The 19,484-nt window shown below is 49.1% G+C and carries 17 protein-coding genes; 9 read left to right on the plus strand and 8 right to left on the minus strand.

Annotation, left to right across the window (positions count from 1 at the left end):
- The 3 genes from DSOL_RS23185 to DSOL_RS23195 form a co-directional block, all read right to left on the minus strand.
- A partial coding sequence (locus tag DSOL_RS23185; RefSeq protein WP_075367120.1) for a cytochrome c biogenesis CcdA family protein occupies positions 1–566 on the minus strand: 566 nt, incomplete at its 3' end.
- Between the two features lie 87 nt (positions 567–653).
- The gene (locus tag DSOL_RS23190; RefSeq protein ID WP_075367121.1) at positions 654–1,346 is read right to left on the minus strand and encodes a hypothetical protein; all 693 of its coding nucleotides are present in this window, start codon (positions 1,344–1,346) and stop codon (positions 654–656) included.
- A gap of 485 nt (positions 1,347–1,831) precedes the next feature.
- Positions 1,832–2,725, minus strand: a complete 894-nt coding sequence (locus DSOL_RS23195) for a LysR family transcriptional regulator (RefSeq protein WP_075367122.1) — start codon at positions 2,723–2,725, stop codon at positions 1,832–1,834.
- 169 nt (positions 2,726–2,894) lie between these two features.
- Here DSOL_RS23195 and DSOL_RS23200 point away from each other — a divergent pair, with 169 nt between their 5' ends.
- Complete coding sequence (locus DSOL_RS23200; protein ID WP_139314584.1) at positions 2,895–4,001, plus strand: TDT family transporter; 1,107 nt, start codon at positions 2,895–2,897, stop codon at positions 3,999–4,001.
- Here the strand turns inward: DSOL_RS23200 and DSOL_RS23205 are convergent.
- Positions 3,996–4,289 carry a hypothetical protein gene (locus tag DSOL_RS23205; RefSeq protein WP_139314585.1) on the minus strand — a complete coding sequence of 98 codons (294 nt, stop codon included), beginning with the start codon at positions 4,287–4,289 and terminating at the stop codon, positions 3,996–3,998. The two genes, DSOL_RS23200 and DSOL_RS23205, sit on opposite strands and share 6 nt — an antisense overlap.
- A 146-nt stretch (positions 4,290–4,435) precedes the next feature.
- Between DSOL_RS23205 and DSOL_RS23210 the strand changes: the two genes are divergently transcribed.
- The 8 genes from DSOL_RS23210 to DSOL_RS23240 all read left to right on the plus strand — a co-directional run bounded on the left by DSOL_RS23210 (position 4,436) and on the right by DSOL_RS23240 (position 15,130).
- On the plus strand, positions 4,436–7,573 hold the full coding sequence (locus DSOL_RS23210; RefSeq protein ID WP_075367124.1) for a molybdopterin dinucleotide binding domain-containing protein: 3,138 nt from the start codon (positions 4,436–4,438) through the stop codon (positions 7,571–7,573).
- A gap of 72 nt (positions 7,574–7,645) precedes the next feature.
- Complete coding sequence (locus DSOL_RS23215; protein ID WP_170871597.1) at positions 7,646–8,389, plus strand: TorD/DmsD family molecular chaperone; 744 nt, start codon at positions 7,646–7,648, stop codon at positions 8,387–8,389.
- A 117-nt stretch (positions 8,390–8,506) separates the two neighbouring features.
- Positions 8,507–9,112, plus strand: a complete 606-nt coding sequence (dsrO, locus tag DSOL_RS23220) for a sulfate reduction electron transfer complex DsrMKJOP subunit DsrO (RefSeq protein WP_045575094.1) — start codon at positions 8,507–8,509, stop codon at positions 9,110–9,112.
- 1 nt (position 9,113) lies between these two features.
- Positions 9,114–10,301, plus strand: a complete 1,188-nt coding sequence (gene nrfD / locus DSOL_RS23225; RefSeq protein WP_075367125.1) for an NrfD/PsrC family molybdoenzyme membrane anchor subunit — start codon at positions 9,114–9,116, stop codon at positions 10,299–10,301.
- Between the two features lie 159 nt (positions 10,302–10,460).
- Positions 10,461–11,189: an ABC transporter substrate-binding protein gene (locus DSOL_RS23230; RefSeq protein ID WP_282433573.1), complete on the plus strand. Its 729-nt coding sequence runs from the start codon at positions 10,461–10,463 to the stop codon at positions 11,187–11,189.
- Between the two features lie 19 nt (positions 11,190–11,208).
- Complete coding sequence (locus DSOL_RS29660) at positions 11,209–11,463, plus strand: ABC transporter substrate binding protein (protein WP_282433574.1); 255 nt, start codon at positions 11,209–11,211, stop codon at positions 11,461–11,463.
- Positions 11,464–11,487: 24 nt separating this feature from the next.
- Positions 11,488–13,662: a PAS domain-containing sensor histidine kinase gene (locus DSOL_RS23235; RefSeq protein ID WP_075367126.1), complete on the plus strand. Its 2,175-nt coding sequence runs from the start codon at positions 11,488–11,490 to the stop codon at positions 13,660–13,662.
- 43 nt (positions 13,663–13,705) lie between these two features.
- Positions 13,706–15,130: a sigma-54-dependent transcriptional regulator gene (locus DSOL_RS23240; RefSeq protein ID WP_075367127.1), complete on the plus strand. Its 1,425-nt coding sequence runs from the start codon at positions 13,706–13,708 to the stop codon at positions 15,128–15,130.
- Positions 15,131–15,314: 184 nt separating this feature from the next.
- On the opposite strand, the gene DSOL_RS23245 is transcribed toward DSOL_RS23240, so the two are convergent.
- From DSOL_RS23245 to DSOL_RS23255, 4 genes are all read right to left on the minus strand, one after another.
- A complete protein-coding gene (locus DSOL_RS23245) occupies positions 15,315–16,877 on the minus strand; it encodes an ABC-F family ATP-binding cassette domain-containing protein (protein ID WP_075367128.1) in 1,563 nt (520 codons plus the stop codon).
- Positions 16,878–16,916: 39 nt separating this feature from the next.
- Positions 16,917–17,072 (minus strand): hypothetical protein, encoded by a 156-nt coding sequence (locus DSOL_RS28200; protein WP_170871598.1) that lies wholly within the window; start codon positions 17,070–17,072, stop codon positions 16,917–16,919.
- 38 nt (positions 17,073–17,110) lie between these two features.
- Positions 17,111–19,066 carry an ABC-F family ATP-binding cassette domain-containing protein gene (locus DSOL_RS23250; RefSeq protein WP_075367129.1) on the minus strand — a complete coding sequence of 652 codons (1,956 nt, stop codon included), beginning with the start codon at positions 19,064–19,066 and terminating at the stop codon, positions 17,111–17,113.
- Between the two features lie 140 nt (positions 19,067–19,206).
- Positions 19,207–19,484, minus strand: a 278-nt coding sequence (locus tag DSOL_RS23255) for a hypothetical protein (protein ID WP_170871599.1), incomplete at its 5' end; no start/stop codon positions are given.

Here is a 19,484-nt window from a genome sequence, read left to right on the forward strand (position 1 = left end):
GAATACGTGATGATTAGGGAAATTGCCAGAAACGGGATGCCTAAACCCAGTGAATAAACGAAAAGCATAACCATTCCACTATAAACCGTAGTTGAAGATCCGGCCAGCAGTAGAATTGAAGAAAGCGCCAAACCGACACAGGGTGTCCAGCCAGCTCCAAATGACATACCCAGAATGAAGGATCGCCAAACATTCTTTTCCCCTGTTTGTTTAGCTTCCCAACGTTTTTCCATCATCAGAAAACGCAGTTTTAGTATTCCCGCCATCTGTAAACCAAAGATTATGATCAAGAGTCCGCTTATTTTTTGGACGATATCTCGGTTATGGGTGAAAATCTGTCCCAATACGCTGGCCGATGCCCCCATCATCACAAAGATTAAACTAAAACCCATAATAAAGCTGAGAGAACGGGCCAGTAACAATCGTTTGGAAACCTCTATCCTATTGTTTCCAAGCGTTGAACCTGTAAGAGTGGCAACATAAGCCGGAATTAACGGAAATACACACGGCGACAAAAACGATAACATCCCTGCCGTAAAGGCAAATAGAACTGAGACATTCTCCAACCGAACTTCACCCCTGTTCAATTTTTAATCTTTAAGATGAGCTACCTTAATCCACAAATTAAGCTCAGATATTAAAAAATGAGCCGTTTAATAATGTTTAGCCTTATTAAGTCTTTTCTTCTCCGCAAACAAATCTATGGCAAGACAAAGTGTGGCAAGGATTAAATAGAGAATTTGTTCTTGGGAAAACCCCCACCAATAATTCTGTTTGAGCGGGTTCAAAAACGCAATGCCCACTTGACCCAGGCTAAACCATAACAAAATCTGATTCAAGTTATTAGGCTTGGCGATCCCTTGACTTCTAGAAAGCATTACCCGGAAAATAAGTAAAGCTATGAGAATTTCACTTAAATCAGCCCATAAAGCCTGTTTATCCCCAAACAGGTCAATTAAATGATACGCTGCTATAGCAGCCAAAAAACCTGCAGCTAATAAATCCCCATAAACCCAAACTGAAACTTGATCCTTTTGCGCACGATGATAAAAATAAAAGAGTACAACTACCGCAGCCAGCCAGACCCCACGCTCGCCACCCGAAAAATAGAGTAGAGCTAAAGGATTGGTAACAACACTTACCGGATCGAAAAGAATCAAGCTAAATTTCCATACCATAAGAGCAATAATTAAGCTGTTTTCGATCGTCTCGATAATCCGTTTATCTGGATATCCAGCTGCTTTCAAGCGGTATCTCATACCGAAATAACCCACCAGAGCGGAAAGAGTAATAACCAACCATTGCGTCTTGAGCAGAAAAGGACCAACCTGTAGGGCATCTTGCATCTTTTTCCCTCCTTTTTAGTTGTATCCTTTAGACTATAACATTCAATTGTAAAGATTCTTTAAAGATGTAAAAGAAAAGCCAGGATAAGCAGTTAATCAGCGGCAAGATTAACTAAGAATCGATAACTGTATTAGTGACTGAAAAAGCTTGCTGACAATACCAGCAAGCTTTTTTCTTAGTGGATGTAGATTAAGGTTCCACCCATAATACCCAACCTATCCATTTTTTTATCCTTTGCTAACGTTTCTTTGGAGCTACTTCTTGCCCCCCTTAGTCCTTTTCAGCGTATCAACCCTCTGTCCGCTATCACCAGCCAAAACCTCGTATTTCTCACCGTTGAGTTAAAAGCTCTCTATGGAGTACCCTGGGAACCTGGGAACTAGATTAATGTCACTACTTTGTGAATCAGATGATCGAGAGAGTTAGAAATCTTAAGCTTTTGCGAGTTAATTAGATTTTGATATGTCGAAAATTATTTAACCCATTATTTTAGCTGGAAACTCGAAATTTCGGTTAAGCAACTAGCAAATAATTGGATCGTTTTAGTTTGCCATTCTATTGGCAAATAAACATATGAAAACGACCTTGTCAATGATAAACTTTCTGGATTGACTAACTTTAAGGTGTTCAAAGAAAGCTCTTTACGAACAGTCCAATTGGAAAGAACCGAAATGCCCAATCCGGCTTCAACCGCTCCTTTAATAATTTGAATACTCCCCAATTCCAGAACATGGGCAGGAGTAATGTCAAGATCTTCAAGGGCCTTTTCTGCTACTTCTCTGGTTCCCGATCCCTTTTCCCGTAAAATCCATGTTTGCGTTGCCAGTTCCTCTACAGTAGGTACCTCTCCTGCATAAAAATCGTGATTTGAAGCAGCTATAAAGCTAACAGTATCTTGGGCAAAAGGAACCACCTTTAAATTTTCACTAGAAAATTCAGTTTCAATAATACCAATATCCGCCTCACGACTCTGCACCTGATGCATGACTTCATCACTATTTACGATATTGACCATAAAGGTAATTTGTGGATATAATTTCTGAAATCGTCGAAGAACGTACGGCAAAATATATTCACCAAAAGTAAAACTGGCACTAATCACTATACTGCCACTGTCCCCGTAAAGCAATTCATCAAGCAAGCGTTTAGTCTCTTTATAGTGAGCCAAAATTTGCTTAGCCTGGTGAAAAGCAAGTTCACCTGCTTGCGTTAGGCTAACCGAACGTTTGCCCCGTTCTAATAAACTGACATTAAATTCACACTCTAAATTCTGAATATGCTGTGTAACTGCTGGTTGAGTAATATGCAGAACAGTGGCTGCCCGGGTAAAACTTTTTTCTTCTGCTACCGTTACAAACGTTAGGAGACGATGGTCCAAATTTATCACCTTCTTTAAAAGATATGACTCCCTTAATTTTTACAGTATTTTGGGACACACACGCTATTGATAAGATATCCTTATTTATCAGATAATAACTAATGATTTTACTTATACTATTTTAAGTCTTATGCTTTGGATAGTCAAATAATTAAGAGGTGATTTAATCGTGTCATTTACAAAAAACTTTGGTACCAACTGGTTTGCGACCGTTATGGGGATTGGGATTGTCTCGGTTTTAACTTATACATCCCCTTTGGCCCTACCTTGGCAACATCAAATTGGCAGCATACTTTTTATTCTGGTTAATGCTGTTTTCCTTATTTCCCTGTTACTTTGGTTTATGCGCTGGATTTTGCATACTGATTGTGCGCTTGATGATTTCCGCCATCCATCACGCGCCATATTTTATGGTGCTCTAGCTATGGCTTTCAATGTAGTCGGAAATGCTTACTTTCTTGTTGGAACCCATCTTTTGCCTTTCGATCAGGCCTTGGTCATCAGCAAATCTCTATGGTTAATTGGAGTTGCTGTTTCTTGTTTTTCTGTCATTACCATTCCATTTTTGTTATTTGTTAAGCACGAGGTAAAACCAGAGGATGCTTTAGCCAGTTGGTTGATTCCCGTCGTTCCGCCCATTGTTGCTGCAGCAAGTGGTGTAAATTTGCTGCCTTATGCCGGTTCTCTGCAAACACCCATGACTTTTTTCATTATTGCCCTGTTTGGAGTTACTTTCTTTTTATTTATTATGGTGAGCGGTCTGGTCTATTTCCGTCTTGTCTATCATAGCCGCTTATCTGGGCAAACAGTACCGAGTTTATGGGTAGAAATCGGCCCGATCGGTATGGCCATGTCTACCGTTTGTGGTTTAACATTTCAGACTGGGAGTTTGGGACAGTTAGCCCCTCTCCTACGCCCTACTGCACTGCTTTTTGCCGGATCTTTATGGGGAGTGGGCTGGTGGTGGATCATAATGTCTGCCTTGCATACCATGCTTCACTTGCGCAAGTCCGGCGAAGGAATTCCATTCGATTTAGGTTGGTGGAGTTATGTGTTTCCTATTGGAAGCTTTACTAATGGAACTTATGCTTTAGAGAAACTTACTGGAAGCAATTTTTTTGTAGTTGCAAGTACAGTACAATTAAGCATTTTGTGGGTATGCTTTATCATTGTCATTTGGAATACCGCTTCAGGAATTGCAAATGGAAGACTTTTGAAAAGCAAAATCCCACTTTCCGAGACTCCCTATTTATCTTTAATAAATAAAGAATTATAAGATTTGAAGACATGTGGGCAGGACACCCCCTACAAGATCGTTGAAGCTATGCGAACCTACCTGTCCACTCACCGCCCCCTGCACGCTGAATGGAGCGGAACGTTTACAGCCGTCTAAAACCTTACCGTACCAGCGACCATGCCATAATGTCACGTTGTGCCAAAATGTCACTCTCCCTAAGCATGACATTTTGGCACAAATCCCAGTGCCGATTCTGCCCAATATCGTCCAAGACCCCGATTTTTCGGGTTTTTCTATTTTTTTACTCGCTTTTCTTCCCCTTTTCATCTTTGGCACCACTTTTGCAATATAATTTCTCGACACAGAAAATTTCAATCTCACCTTTTCAAGATTCATCCTTTAATTTCATCTTTTAATTGTATTCTTCTTTTAAATTAGGTGTAATCCGTTAACACGCAGAAAGGAGCAGCACAATGAACAGACGCGATTTCATTAAGTCAGTCGTGACCGTCGGAACCATTTCCGCGCTCGGCCTCGGTCTTGATTCAATCATTCCCGCCGCTCTGGCTGACGAGAAAATGACCAGCTCCACGCCCTATGACCATGACGCACTTCCCGTGGAGATGCGCATCGACCCGAAAACGGGCAAAGTGGAGTTGAACCCAGACATTATTTTACGCAACAGTGTTTGCTTAGGATGTTGGAGCAACTGCGGCAACCGCGTGAAAATCAACAAGAAGACCGGAAAAATCATGCGGGTTCTTGGTAATCCTTACCACCCCAGCAACGCCGAACCGCACCTTCCTTACAACACTCCGCTTGCGGAATCCTTTAAATCCCTAGGACAGTACCAGGAGCTCGGACATATCGAACGGGCCACCGTCTGCCAGCGGGGTAATTCTGCTTTCCAAATCGTTTATGACCCGAACCGCATCCTCACCCCCTTGAAACGGGCTGGGAAGCGCGGCGAAGGAAAATGGAAGCCCATTACCTGGGAGCAGGTTGTTCAGGAAACCGTCGAAGGCGGCCAGCTCTTCCAAGAAATCGGAGAGACCCAGGTAATCGAAGGGCTGCGCCAGGTGCGCGACTTAAAAACCCCACTTAACCCAGAAGAACCGGAATGGGGCCCGAAAGCCAACCAATTCGTCTTTATCGGCGGTCGGGATGACGGGCGTACAGAATTTGCCACCCGCTTTGTCACCAAATCCTTCGGCTCGCCCAATTTTTACGGCCATGGCGGGATCTGTGGCGGCAGCCGCCGCATCGCCTTCCTATCCTTCCTGGATAGCTGGGATAAAAAGCCGCACATGAAAGCGGACTACATGGGCTCTGAGTTCGTCATGTTCTTCGGCAACGCCCCCGGCCAAGCGGGAGCGCCTTTCCAGCCGATGGCCCGTAAATCTGCCCTGGCCCAAGCCAACAACGGCATGAAAGCGGTGCTCATCGACCCGGTGCTGCAAAACGGGATGTACACCTCCCCGGACAGCGCCGAATCCTCCTGGGTGCCCATCCGCCCCGGCTCAGACGGTGCCATGGCCATGGCCATGGTGCGCTGGGCTTTTGAGCAGAAGAAAATCAATGAAGCCTACCTTTCCGCGCCCAGCAAAGAAGCAGCTGCCAAGCGCAAAAACCCGTCCTGGACGAATGCCACTTATCTCGTCATCCAAGAACCAGACCACCCGGACTTCGGCAAATTCCTGCGGGCCGAGCAGATCGGCTTAAGCTCCTCCTCAGCCCCGGCAGCCCAAGCCCCTGCAGGCGGTGGTCCGGCCCCCGTGCCTACGCCCGACTATGTCGTCATCGATACGGCAAGCGGCAAGCCCATGCTCTACAGCCAAAGCGAGGAAGGCACGATCCTTTACAGCGGGAAGCTCAATGTGGGCGGCACGGATGTCCTAGTGAAAACCTCCCTCCAACTCCTTATGGAAGAAGCCAACCGCTATACCTTTAACCAGTACGCGGAAGCCACCGGGCTTGCTGAAACCAAACTCCTCTCCTTAGCTAAGGAGTTTTTCAACCATGGGACCAAAGCGGCCACCGACCACCATGGCGGAGTGGCCATGCATGCCAACGGCTTCTATAGCTCCCTGGCTGTTATAATGCTGAACGCCCTCGTGGGCAACATCAACCGCAAAGGCGGTTCCACCAAGAGCGGCGGCGGGTACCTGGCCATTGACAAAGGCGCCCGCTACGACCTGGTCTCCTTCCCCGGCATGGTCAAGCCCCAGGGCTTCAAGCTCAGTCGGGAAGGACGCCGCTACGAAGACACGCCGGAATTCAAAAAGAAAAAGGCAAGCGGCCAGAACCCCTACCCGGCGACTCTCCCCTGGAGCCCCCTCGCTGACTCTATGGTGGGCAATGTCATCCCCTCCATGATGGCAGGTTATCCTTATACCGCCAAAATCCTTATGATGTGGATGGCCAACCCCTTTTATTCCACACCCGGTCTCTTTCAAAAGGATGTGGAAAACTACGTCCAAGACCCGAAGAACATCCCACTCATCATCTCCGTGGATGTCCTGATGGGCGACTCCAGCATGTATGCGGACTATATCATCCCGGATACGACCTTCTATGAAAGCTGGGGTGTCCCCACGGTCTGGAACCTGATCCTCACGAAAGTGAACGGCGCCCGCCGCCCAGTCGTCGAGCCCCTCGTCGGCAAGACCACGGACGGAGTGCCCATGTCCTTTGAGGCTTATTGTATCGAAGTGGGCAAGCGCTTAAACCTCCCCGGCGTGGGCCCTAAAGCCATCCCCAATACCCAAGGAGAACCCACCCCCATGAACAGCCGGGAGGATTTTTTCCTCAAAGCACTGGCCAACTTGGCCTTCGACGAAACCCCGCTTCCGAATATCTCCGCCGAAGAACTGCAGCTGACCGGACTGGATCAAGAACTAAACTATGCCGTTTCTTCCCTGACGCCGGAAGAATGGCAAAAAGTCTACTATATCCTGGCCCGTGGCGGCCGCTTTGAGGACTATGACAAGTGCTATGACGGAGAAGTCCTGCACAACAAATTCTCTAAAATCATCAACATCTACAATGAAAAACTCGGCACCACCCGCAACAGCTTTACCGGCGAACATCTCCCCGGCACAGCAGTCTGGCAGCCTCCAGCCCTGGCGGACGGGCGGACCCTTGATCAGGTGTACCCGGACAGTCAATGGCCGTTCCATATCGTTTCCTACAAACCGCGTTACCGTAACGGCGGCTATCTCTCCAATGTCCCGCTCTTGCAGGACATGGCTAAAACCAACTATATCGAAATCAACCTCGCCGATGCCGCGAAACTGGACATCCATGACGGAGACCAGGTAAAACTCATCACCCCGGCCGGGGAAGCTACCGGCACGGCCAAGATCCGGCGCGGTGTGCGCCAGGGGACACTCGCCGTAGAGTACGGCTTCGGACACTGGGCAGCCGGGGCAAAAAGCTACCAAATCGGCAGCAAAAACGTATCCGGGGATCCCACCCTGGGTCAAGGGGTGCTCCTGAACCTTATCACCCTGCGCGACCCCAGCCTGAAGACTTCTCACCCGCTGACCGATTGGGTCGGCGGCTCGACCGACCGCAACTCCACCAAGGCCCGCCTGGTGAAGCTCAGCTAATGGATCCTTATGGTGCTCTGCGACGCCCTGGTGAGCAAATGGGTACCATTGGAATCAGAAAGGAGCAAGACAATGCTTTCAAGCAAAACTCTGAACACAGGAGCAACGCTTCCTACGAATACCGTTACGGTGAATTCTGAAAGCATGCCGGATGCAAACGGTCGTGCTCAAGCCTACGAATTCCTGGCCGGGATTTTTCTCAAGGAGCCTTCTCAGGAAATCCTGAGGAACCTGCAAGCTTGGGCCGCAGTCAGCCGGGATGAGTCAGCCCAGGCGCTTCTGGATAGGATTGCCCCTGATGACCCGGAGTTAGGCAGCCTCACCCAGGAATATTACGACCTTTTCTTCGTCCCCGTCTCCGGCCGCTTTATCCCGCCCTTTGAGTCGTCCATCCTGGGGGCTTTGCGACAGGAAGGCAAGAAAACCAAGTTCGGGTCCTTCTGGGGAAACGAAACCGTAGAGGTAGGTACCCTCTACGAGCGAACAGAGTTTCAGCCGGAAAGCCTGGCCATTTTTGAACCCCTGCGCCAGCTGAACCTGCCAGATCACATTGGTTTCGAGCTTTCATTTATAGCTTACCTTTGCCGTCTGGAAGAAAAGCAGCGCCAACACGGCCTATCCACCAACGGAGTGTTCCGCTTGGAACAAGAATTCCTGGATAAGCACCTCAACCGCTGGCTCCCTCTTCTCTGCTCTGACCTCAGCCGAATTGAGCAATCCGGATACTACCTCTATTTCGCTCAGCTGGCCCAAGACGTCTGCCGGGAAGACGCCGTGTTCCTGAGTGAAAGCGGCAGCATTACTAAAGAGAACTAAGGGGAGCCAAGCTTCAGAAAATTAGGGGGCTTCCCTTGAACCTCAAACCATTTTGAGAAATACCAAATTTGAACATGAAGCTTGAACCTCGAACTTCGACTGAAAGGAGTGGCAACTATGGCTGAAAAGAAGAAACGCTGGGCGATGGTCATTGACCTTCGCCGATGCGTTGGGTGCAATGCCTGCACCGTCTCCTGCAAGATTGAGAACAACGTGCCCGAAGGCGTTTTCCGCAGTTGGGTAAAAGAAATCGAAAAAGGCGATTACCCTGAAGTGACCCGTTTCCGCCTGCCTCGCCTGTGCAACCACTGTGACAATGCCCCCTGTTTGGCCGCCTGCCCAGTCCAGGCGACGTACCGCACGGAGGACGGCGCGATCCTTATCGACTATGACCATTGCATCGGCTGCAAATACTGTATGACCGCTTGTCCCTACGATGCCCGCTTTTTGAACCCGATTCGCAAGACCGCAGAGAAATGCACCTTTTGCTATCACCGCATCCAGGAAGGACTGCTTCCTGCCTGTGTAACCACCTGCGTAGGCGGAGCCAGGGTCTTCGGAGACATCAACGACCCGGAAAGCCTGGTGGCCAAGCTCGTCGCCAATAACCCTGTGCAGGTCTTAAAGCCCGAAATGAACACCGAACCCTATGTCTTCTACATCGGCGCCGACCAGAATATCATGGGCGCACGCTATGACAAACTGGAGAAAGGAGAGAAATAGGATGGTCAGCAATGTTACCTATATCGCCAATATAGTCCACCCGGTGCAACTCGGCGTTCTGATTGCCATTTATTTCTTTTACACGGGCTTGAGTGCCGGTTCCTTTGTCCTCTCCAGTTTAGGAACGGTATTCGGCATCCAAAAATATAAGCCGATCGCCAAAGCCGGGGTTGTCATGGCCGTATCTCTATTAGCCATCGCCCCCCTGCACCTCATCGCCGACCTTGAGCAGCCCCAGCGGTTCTACACCCTCTTTTTCCGGCTGAACCTCCACTCGGCGATCTCTTATGGAACTTTCCTCTTGACCCTGTACCCTTTAAACAGCCTGATCTACGGCTGGTTCCTCTTCCGTAAAGATCTGGCTAAAGGAGCCAAAGAACTAACCGGCTTCCGCCAGAGCCTGTATAAGCTGCTCACGTTTGGTAAAACGGATCTCTCCGAGGCCGCTTTGGCCAAAGACACCAAAATTGCCAAATTCCTGGGGACCCTGGGCGTGCCGCTGGCTTTGATGGTACACGGCTACACCGGGTTTATCCTCGCGGATATTCAGTCCCGGGCCCTTTGGCACACTGGCCTTATGCCCCTCATCTTCCTTATGTCCGCTATGGTTTCCGGAACTGGCCTTTTAATTCTAGTCCTCATGTTTACTCAACGCTTCCTGTCTCCGGAGCGCTCGCTCACGCCGGAGCGAAAGGCTTTAATCCTAGACATCGCCCAACTCATGATGTGGTTCATCGTGGTCGATGCCACCCTCATGGTTATCGACTTTATCATGCTTTACTTTACCAGTGCGGCCGGCCACTTTGCGGCTCAACTTTTCCTCTACGGCAGCCACCGCACGATGTTCCTCGGCGTGGAAGTGGGCCTCGGATTGCTCATTCCCTTTGTGCTCATGCTCCTGCCGAGGACCCAGCGTTCTTTGGGCTGGATCTCCATCGCCTCTTTCTTGACCTTAATCGGGGTTATCGCCATGCGCATCAACTTCGTCATTGGCGGCCAGCAGGTCCCGTTAAGTGGAGACACCTTGAACCCTTATACCGTGGATCCCAAGCACCTTGTCTTTATCACCCTATTTGCCATCGCAGAATTGACGATTCTTTACCTGGCCTTCCGGATCCTGCCGGTCTACGGCCTGCTCAAGGCCAAATCCGCGCCAGACCTTTACCAGAAGGAGGCCCTCTCCAAGTAAAAGGGCTCATGGTCTTGTTATAGATAGGAAAAGACGGCTCTTTTCGGGAAAGAGCCGTCTTTGTCGTTAAGAAGCTGTTTGTCTTTTTTCCTTTTTCTGTGATAAACTCATGAATAGCACTGTATTATCCGCACGTGATAGAGCCAGGAGGTGGATGGAATGAAAAAAACGGTCTGGGTCGTTGGGAGCATCTTGCTGGTTTCCCTTTTGCTTCTCACCCTTCTCTCCTCAACCCCGGTTAAAAAGCCCCCTCTCACCAAAATCGGCATCCTCCTAGCCAATGACTTGCGCCAGGCGAAAATTGAAGGTCTGGAGTCAGGTCTTAAAACGCTGGGCTATGAGAACGAGGAAGATATCACCTATCAAGTCCTCAATGCCCAAAACGATCTGGCTAAACTGCCGGTACTGGCCGCCAACCTGATTGAGGCCCGGCCAAACGTCCTTGTGGCCGCCGGAGCAGTTGAAGCGCAATCCCTTAAAACCCTGACGGCCAAAATGTCTTCCCCCTTACCCGTGGTTTTTCTGGGGGCGCTTTCCCCGACCGAGCTGGGCTTGGTTGGCAGTACCGCCCATCCGGGCGGAAACATTACAGGACTGAATAACTACCACCTGGAACTAACCCCTAAACGCCTGGAACTTCTCCACCGCCTCCTCCCGTCTGTACACAAGGTAGCCGTTTTAGGGGATACCCGGGTGCCTTTTTTCGTCGAGACACAAAAGAGCATTCATGACGTAGCCGAAAAATTCGCCCTGACCATTAACACGTATACTGTATCCACCCCGGAAGAAGGCGCACAGGTGATCGGACAAATGTCCCAGGACCGGATCGAAGCCGCTCTCCTTTTGCCAGGCTTTTTTTTTAGAGACCAGCACGAAGCAGATTGTTGATCTCGCCATACAAAAAAACATCCCCGTCTTTGGCGTCTACCCTGGGGATGTGGAGCAAGGTTGCCTAGCTTCTTACGGCGTCTCCTATAAAGATCAAGGCGAGCAATCCGCTCACCTGATCACCAAGATACTACAAGGCGAATCCCCTGGAGACATTCCTGTGGAAACCCCGGACAAACTAGTCTTTGCCGTGAACCTGCAGACAGCCCGACGCTTAGGCATCCGCCCCGCCCCGAGCATCCTCAGCTTTGCGGATAAAGTCATTCAGCCTTGATTTCTGATTTAAGGAGGGAAAGACATGCAGATACCGTTTCCCTGGTGGGCACGTATCAAAGGGCGAGTCCTAGTTTTCGGCGTCGCCATGTCCATTTTTCCCCTGCTCTTTCTGGGGCTTGCCAGTTTCAATGCAGCCAAGCTTAACCTAGAGCGGAACATTCAGGAAGAAAACTACGAGCGGGCTACTGCTTTCGCAAATCAGATCCACGAGTTTGTTGATAATATGGCGGACAGCCTGACCCATGTTGCTTCGACCAATTCAACCGTCCTCACGGGTTCCGAACCTGAGGCCCGCCTAATGGTTTTGGGAACCCTCCTGAGGGAAGAACCGTACCTTGATGCGGTCAAAGTCGCCGACTCCCGCTATCGTGTTTTAAGCGAGGTCGCCCGGCGGGAGGTCGTTCTTCCTGCTAAGGGACCGGAGCATCTGGAAAATCTAAGCTTTGATGAAACCAATCGTTATTCCATTAGTACTGTCTTTTTTTCTCCTGACGGGCGCCCAGAATTTTATTTAACAGTCGCCATTCGAGACACGCAAACCCGCCGAGCCATCGGATATCTCCAGGCCAAAATCGACCTTAAAGGAATGATCACCAAACTGGCCAACCGACGTATCGGCCAGGCCGGGTACTTTTTCTTGACGGATGAACAGGGTAACATGATCGGACACACCGACTTCAGTCATGTCCTACGACGGGAACACATCCGACAGAATCCTTCCGTTGCCGCTTTTCTGGCGGGCCGCCCCCCCACACATGAGGGAAGCGAATACGCTAATCCTGCAGGCCTCAAAGTCATGGGTTTATATGCCCCTGTAGGGAATCCCAATTGGGCGGTCTTCATTGAACAGCCCCTCCAGGAGGCCTATGAACCCATCTATGAGTTCGCACGTAAGCTCAGCCTCATCGTGTTGGCAGCGACCTTCAGTGTCACCTTGATCAGCATTGTCTTCGGCCTTAAACTGACCCGTCCCATTGAAAACTTAGACGCTGAAGTACGGAACATTATTGCAACAGGCGAGCTGACCCGTGTCATCCCCCGGCAAAACCAGGACGAAGTAGGACGACTAATTCTGTCTTTCAATCGGCTTTTATCCATGCTGGACGAAAAAAACCGCAATCTCAAAGCAGAAAAGGAACTGCTCACGACCGTAGTCGGCGGGATCGGGGCCGGCATGGCCCTGCTCGATGCTGACAAGCGTGTCCTCTGGTGGAATTCTATTTTTGCCGAGTTGTTCGGTACGGACGACCTACAGAATCTTCCCTGTGAACAAATCCTGATAGGAGAGGGGTTTGACTGCCTCCTTGAGGAGAAAGACCGCGTCATCTCCCTAGACGTCCATGGAAAGCCTCGCTTCATCCGCCAGATGCACTATGAGTTGGCCCCCGGTAATCCGGACAATGCAGCCTATCTTCTTATTTTAGAAGATGTCACCCAGCGGGTGGAAATGGATGCTCGCATGATCGAGACGGATAAAATGGCCGCCGTGGGGCTCCTGGCTTCCGGAATCGCGCATGAGATCAATAATCCCCTGGCCGTGGTCTCTGCCCACAGCGAAGACCTGCTCGATCGTTTAAATGAGACCGGAAATGACACTCCCGACCTCGCGGAAGTCCAAAATGTCTTGCACATCGTCTCAGAACAGATCCTACGCTGCAAGACCATCACTAACCGTCTGTTGCACTTCGCCCGCAAGGGCAAAAAAGGCCGCGATTTATTTGATATCGGGGTCGCCACCGCCCAAACCACGGCCCTACTGGGACACCATGCCAAACAAAAACAGATCCGCTTGGAAAGCCGCCTGGAAGAGGGACTGTGGGTCTGGGGGAATGAAAACGAATGGCAACAGGTCATCCTCAATCTCATGAATAACGCCTTGGACGCCTCCTCTGCCGGAGGGGCCATTGAAGTGCGGGCCTGGCGCGACCGTGCAGCCGCCGAAATTAATCTAGAAATGCAGGATCAAGGCCACGGCATTCCACCCAGCCAAATCAAGAAAGTCTTTGACCCTTTCTTTACCACCAAACCTCCAGGACAGGGCACTGGACTTGGCCTCTTTGTGAGCTACGGAATCATCCAGAAAATGAACGGACATTTGGCCATGGAAAGCACTCCGGGACATGGCACCACGGTGAAAATCACCCTGCCGACGCCGGACGGTTCGCCCAAAAAGGCCCTTGACTCCCCTCTAGCCTAAAGACTCACGGTTTTTTAGAAATCCAGCCTTAAGGAGAGGAATTATGAAATACCATCAACGCATTCTAATCTTGGACGATGAAGAGGCGCTGCGCTCCATTATCGCCCAGCGCCTAAAACGCAAAGGTTATGAAGTTCTGGAAGCCGGCACTGCTAGGGAAGGTCTACAATTCCTGCACGATACCTTACTCGACGGGGTGCTCCTGGATTTGCGCTTACCGGACGGAGACGGCTTGGAGGTTTTGCACAGGCTTAAAGATGTCCAGCCGGATCTCCAGGTTGTAATGCTCACGGGGCACGGCACCTTAGAATCCGCTATCGAGGCCATGAAAGCCGGGGCTTTTGATTATTTGACCAAGCCCTGCAACCTGTCCGAACTGGAACTGACCTTACTGAAGGCCCTAGAACAGCGCAAACTCCTGGTCGAAAATACGGGCTTGCGGCAGGTCGTAAGTCGCCAGACCCCTGAGCTCAAAATTATCGGGGAAAGCCCGAAACTGCTTGCTCTCCTAGAGTTGACCCGCAAGATCGCGCTAAGCGATGCTCCGGTGCTCATCCAGGGGGAAAGCGGGGTAGGCAAAGAGCTCATTGCCCGGGCAGTCCACCTCTGGAGCCCCAGGGAGCATCAGGCTTATGTCCCGGTCAACGCCGGAGCTATCCCCGAGTCCCTAATGGAAAGCGAACTCTTCGGACATGAAAAAGGAGCGTTTACCGGCGCCGGGGGACAAAAAATCGGGCTTGTAGAAATCGCCGATCATGGCACACTCTTTTTAGATGAAATCGGGGAGATGCCTCTTGCGCTGCAGGTCAAGCTCTTGCGCTTCCTGGAGGCCGGGGAATTTCGCCGGGTCGGGGACAGCCGCCTGCGTCGGGTCGATGTCCGGATCGTTACGGCCACAAACCGCAGCTTGGCCGAAGAGGTTGAACAAGGGCGTTTCCGCAAAGACTTGTATTACCGTCTCAACGGCCTGACCCTTCACGTCCCTCCCTTGCGCGAACGCAAGGAAGATATTCTCCCCCTCGCCGAGTACTTTCTCTATTGTAAAACCAAGATGCACACCTCCGAAGCAGCCTGCGTCCTAGCCCCCGAAACCCGTTCTCTGCTAATCCACTACGATTATCCAGGTAACGTACGGGAATTAATTCATCTTATGGAACGGGGAATGATTCTCGCCGGCGAAGGAATCATTCAACCCTGGGACATCTGGCCCGAAAATGCTTTCGCCCCTGACCTACACCCCCGTCCCGCCGGAGAAAAACCCTCTCAGTATTCCTGTCAAAACCCAGAATCTTCCGCCTTATCACCTGCTTCCGAGCACTACCCCACTCTCGAACAAGTAGAAAGGCAGCATATTCTCTCTACGCTGCAAAGGGTGAACGGCAACCGGGCCCGGGCCGCAAAACTTCTAGACATCAGCGTACGTAACCTGTATCGCAAGGTCGAAGGGTACAGCCTGGCTGAGAAGTAAATCCCTGGTGTTGTACCTTCCCTGATCGCCCGTAAGGGCATTGAGGTTTCTCGACAAAATAATATTCTAAGAATCAATTACTGTATTAGAGACTGAAAAAACTTGCTGACAATGCCAGCAAGCTTTTTTCTTATTGGATAATATCTTGACTTTTAAAGATGATACGTTGATTTCATCCTTTGAGTTACACGATCTTCGTCGTCCACTCCTCCAGATTCCACACATCCGTCACCCAATCTTCGTAGAATTCCGGTTCGTGCGAAACGACAATGACAGTCCCCTTATACTCAGTAATTGCTTTCTTAAGCTCTGCCTTGGCCTCCACATCCAAATGATTGGTCGGCTCGTCTAAGACCAACCAGTTTACATCCTTCAGCATCAACTTACACAGCCGAACTTTAGCGTTCTCTCCGCCACTTAACACCATCATCTTACTCGAAATGTGTTCACTGGTCAGGCCACACCTCGCCAGAGCGGATCTCACTTCGGAATTCGTGAGTCCGGGGAATTCATCCCAGACTTCCTCTAATGCAGTCTTCCCATTCCCCCGACTGGATTCTTGCTCAAAATAACCGGGATAGAGATAATCTCCAAGTTCCACTTCTCCAGAAACGGGCGGTAAATAACCGAGCAAAGTCTTCAATAAGGTGGATTTGCCCAACCCGTTTACCCCGCGAATCGCTACCTTCTGTCCTCGTTCCAAGGATAAGTCTAAGGGGCGAGTCAAAGGTTCGTCATAACCTAAGACGATATCCTTGGCCTCAAAAACCATCTTTCCTGACGCTCGAGCTTCCCTAAATTTAAACGATGGTTTAATTTTCTCCCTCGGTCGCTCAATCAGATCCATCTTTTCCAACTGTTTCTGCCGGCTCTTAGCTCGCCCCGTCGTGGAAATCCGGGCTTTATTCCTGGCTATGAAATCTTCTAGCCGGTCCACTTCTTTTTGCTGCTTATCGTAAGCTTTAAGCTCCTGAGCTTTTCGGAGTTCCGCAAGGGCCATAAATTGCTCAAAATTTCCCGTATAGCGTGTCAGCACCGCGTTTTCCACGTGATAAATAACATTGACAACATCATTCATAAACGGAACATCATGGGATACCAAGATAAACGCATTTTCATACTGGATAAGGTAACGTTTTAACCACTCAATATGATCCGCATCTAAAAAGTTCGTGGGTTCGTCCAGAATCAAAATGCTCGGATTTTGAAGCAGTAGTTTGGTGAGTAAGACCTTCGTTCTTTGCCCTCCGCTTAAATCCGCGACATCCTTCTCCAGACCGACTTCTCCGAGTCCCAGTCCATTGGCGATTTCCTCAATTTTTGCATCAATCATGTAAAATCCGTTGTGTTCGAGGATGCTCTGAATTTCTCCCACATCCTCCAAAAGCTTGGTCATTTCTTCTTCCGAGACGCTACCACTGCCCATTTTGTCATACATCTCTAGCGTCTCCGCTTCCAAATCAAACATCCCTTGAAAGGCCTCTTTCAGAACGTCCCTAATCGTTTTTCCTTTGGTCAAAACGGCATGCTGATCCAAGTACCCGACTGTCACTCGATTTGACCATTCAACTTTTCCCTTATCCGGCATGAGCTTTCCTATAATGATATCAAGAAACGTCGTTTTGCCTTCTCCGTTAGCCCCTACCAGGCCCACGTGCTCTCCTTTTAATAAGCGAAAGCTGACCTCCTCTAAAATCTTGCGTCCCCCAAACCCATGGCTGACATTTTCTACATTTAATACGCTCATATGACTCGACTTCTCTCCTTGCAAGCTAGATATTAGATTTTATTTATCAAACATTCCACCGACTTTACGCCGTTTAATTCCTTTCCTTCGCTCCCCGATCTTCTGCGTGGGCTTCAACGGCCCTCCCTGTTGCGAACTCTTAAGTTTCTTCTCTTCAACTAGTTTTTTCATTTGTTCAAGAGTCTTGTCATCCATCGTTATAAATCCTCCAATAATTTTATTGATTAGAGACCCTACCCCTTATTCTGGGCAATTTTCTCTGCTAATTCATTCAAATAAGTCCAACGTTCCAGCATGTCATCCAGTTTCCGTTCGAGGGTTTGTTGCAAGGCTACTAACTCCGTTAGCTTGCCAAAATCACTACCCACATCATTCATATGTTGATTATTTTTTTGAAGTTCCTCTTCCACCTGAGCAATTTGAGCGTCAATTTGGGCAAAATCCTGCTGTTCTTTAAAGGTCATCTTCAGCGGACGTTCTTTCTTCCTCTCAGATTCAACCTTTTCCGACTGGACGTCGCAGCGTTTCGCTTTTGTTAAAGTAGCTAATAAAGCCGCCTGCTGAGCAGCCTGCACCACCTCTTGCTCAGCCGCATACACCTGCTCCCGATAGTCCGAGTAATTTCCCACATACGACCGAATTACCCCCTCTCCTTCAAAGGAGAAAATCTTATCCGTCACTCGGTCGAGAAAATACCGATCATGGGAAACAGCGATCACCGCACCTGGAAATTCATCGAGATAGCCTTCTAAAATAGTTAGGGTTTGAATGTCCAAATCATTGGTGGGTTCGTCCAAAAGAAGGACATTCGGAGCAGACATCAAGATCCGCAAAAGATAGAGCCTTCGTTTTTCCCCTCCGGAAAGTTTACCAATCTGCGTCCATTGAATAGCTGGTGGAAACAAGAAGCGTTCCAACATTTGAGAGGCTGTTAAAAAACCGCCATCGGACGTAGGAATCACCTCTGCCACCGCTTTAATCTCATCGATCACACGAATGTCCGGATTCAGATACGTGTTTTCTTGCGCAAAATACCCCATATTGACCGTTGAGCCCCGTTCTATGCTACCGTCCTCCGGTGTCAATCGACCGGCGATCAAGTTCAACAAGGTCGACTTGCCACTTCCATTGGGTCCAATAATCCCAATCCGATCATCCCTCAAGAGAACATAATTGAAATCTTTGATCACGGTCCCTCGGTCTGAAAACCCTTTACTTACATGGGAACATTCCAAGATTTTCTTTCCTAAGCGAGAGGCCCCTGTCGGCATTTCAATCCGATCCGTAGAATCCGAAGGTTTATCTGCCTGCAGCTTTTCAAAACGATCAATCCTCGCCTTTTGCTTGGTTGTCCTGGCCCTAGCTCCCCGCCGCATCCAGGCCAGTTCATTGCGAAAGAGATTTTGGCGTTTTCTCTCAGTTGCCTCATCTTGCTCTTCTCTCTCTGCCTTCAATTCTAAGAATCGGCTATAATTCCCAGGATAAGGGTAGAGTTTTCCTTGATCCAACTCCAATACCCGACTAACGACGCGATCTAAAAAGTACCGATCATGTGTAATCATAACCAGTGCACCTTTGCGTTTATTTAAGTACTGTTCCAGCCAGTCCACCGTATCATTGTCAATGTGGTTCGTCGGCTCATCTAAGGTGAGTATATCCGTTGGGTTAATGAGCGCACTCGCCAAAGCGACCCGTTTTCTCTGTCCACCAGACAAAGTCCCCACTAAGGTATCAAATTTGGATATTCCCAGTTTCGTTAAGATAGCCTTAGCCTCATTTTCCAATTGCCAGGCATCTAGTTCATCCATCTGTTGCCCAAGAGCGATCAAGGCTTGTTGAAGTCTTGGCTCATCCGGATGATCATTCAGCTTTTCCAAGGCCATTTCATAGTCCCGCAACAATCTCATAACTGGGGAATTCCCTTTGAAAACCTGTTGCAAAACCGTCGCCCCATCTTCGAAGTCCGGATTCTGAGGAAGATACTCTAAGCGCACACTATTTCCCATCGTAACGTTGCCGCGATCCGGTCTCTCAACACCGGCCAAGATTTTGAGCAAAGTGGACTTGCCTGTCCCATTAACCCCAATGACCCCTATTTTTTCTCCTTCGTCAATCCCAAAGGAAATATCAGCAAACAGTACTTTTTCACCATAACTTTTCGTCAAATTCTCAGCAGTTAAGACGTTCATGTTTTGTTCCTCTTCCCTTTACCAAAAGCTGTAGAACGGCTTATTATATCACATTTTGTCAAACAACACCCAAACAAAAGTCCCATAGCCGTGCGTGTTGGCACAGTTATGGGACGAACATGCTTATAACTGATCAGGTACTAGGAAACCTCTTCATTGTCTAATCCGTTTAAAATTTCATGAGCCCCACGGCGAAGAGCACCCACTATTTTAGCCGACTCCATTTTCAATTGATCTCTCTCTATGGCTGAAACGGAGCTTTTCTCTTCCAAAGCCTTCATCCGTAAACGACTTTCTTCCGAGCCTTTAAGCATAAGATACATCTCATCTTGACGAGCACCCATAGCAAACATTGCTTGTTTCAATAAATCCATTTCTGTCTTTAATGTAGATCCATCTGTCTTTAACGTAGATACGT

The sequence above is a fragment of the Desulfosporosinus metallidurans genome (assembly GCF_001936615.1).
Classification (GTDB): domain Bacteria; phylum Bacillota; class Desulfitobacteriia; order Desulfitobacteriales; family Desulfitobacteriaceae; genus Desulfosporosinus; species Desulfosporosinus metallidurans.

What these genes read in the sequence shown, in the direction of transcription:
- DSOL_RS23190 (WP_075367121.1), bottom strand. Translation starts at nt 1,346, where the DNA reads ATGCAAGATGCCCTACAGGTTGGTCCTTTTCTGCTCAAGACGCAATGG.
- DSOL_RS23205 (WP_139314585.1), bottom strand. Translation starts at nt 4,289, where the DNA reads ATGAAAAGGGGAAGAAAAGCGAGTAAAAAAATAGAAAAACCCGAAAAA.
- DSOL_RS23210 (WP_075367124.1), top strand. Translation starts at nt 4,436, where the DNA reads ATGAACAGACGCGATTTCATTAAGTCAGTCGTGACCGTCGGAACCATT.
- DSOL_RS23215 (WP_170871597.1), top strand. Translation starts at nt 7,646, where the DNA reads ATGCTTTCAAGCAAAACTCTGAACACAGGAGCAACGCTTCCTACGAAT.
- dsrO (WP_045575094.1), top strand. Translation starts at nt 8,507, where the DNA reads ATGGCTGAAAAGAAGAAACGCTGGGCGATGGTCATTGACCTTCGCCGA.
- nrfD (WP_075367125.1), top strand. Translation starts at nt 9,114, where the DNA reads ATGGTCAGCAATGTTACCTATATCGCCAATATAGTCCACCCGGTGCAA.
- DSOL_RS23230 (WP_282433573.1), top strand. Translation starts at nt 10,461, where the DNA reads ATGAAAAAAACGGTCTGGGTCGTTGGGAGCATCTTGCTGGTTTCCCTT.
- DSOL_RS23235 (WP_075367126.1), top strand. Translation starts at nt 11,488, where the DNA reads ATGCAGATACCGTTTCCCTGGTGGGCACGTATCAAAGGGCGAGTCCTA.
- DSOL_RS23240 (WP_075367127.1), top strand. Translation starts at nt 13,706, where the DNA reads ATGAAATACCATCAACGCATTCTAATCTTGGACGATGAAGAGGCGCTG.
- DSOL_RS23245 (WP_075367128.1), bottom strand. Translation starts at nt 16,877, where the DNA reads ATGAGCGTATTAAATGTAGAAAATGTCAGCCATGGGTTTGGGGGACGC.
- DSOL_RS28200 (WP_170871598.1), bottom strand. Translation starts at nt 17,072, where the DNA reads ATGGATGACAAGACTCTTGAACAAATGAAAAAACTAGTTGAAGAGAAG.
- DSOL_RS23250 (WP_075367129.1), bottom strand. Translation starts at nt 19,066, where the DNA reads ATGAACGTCTTAACTGCTGAGAATTTGACGAAAAGTTATGGTGAAAAA.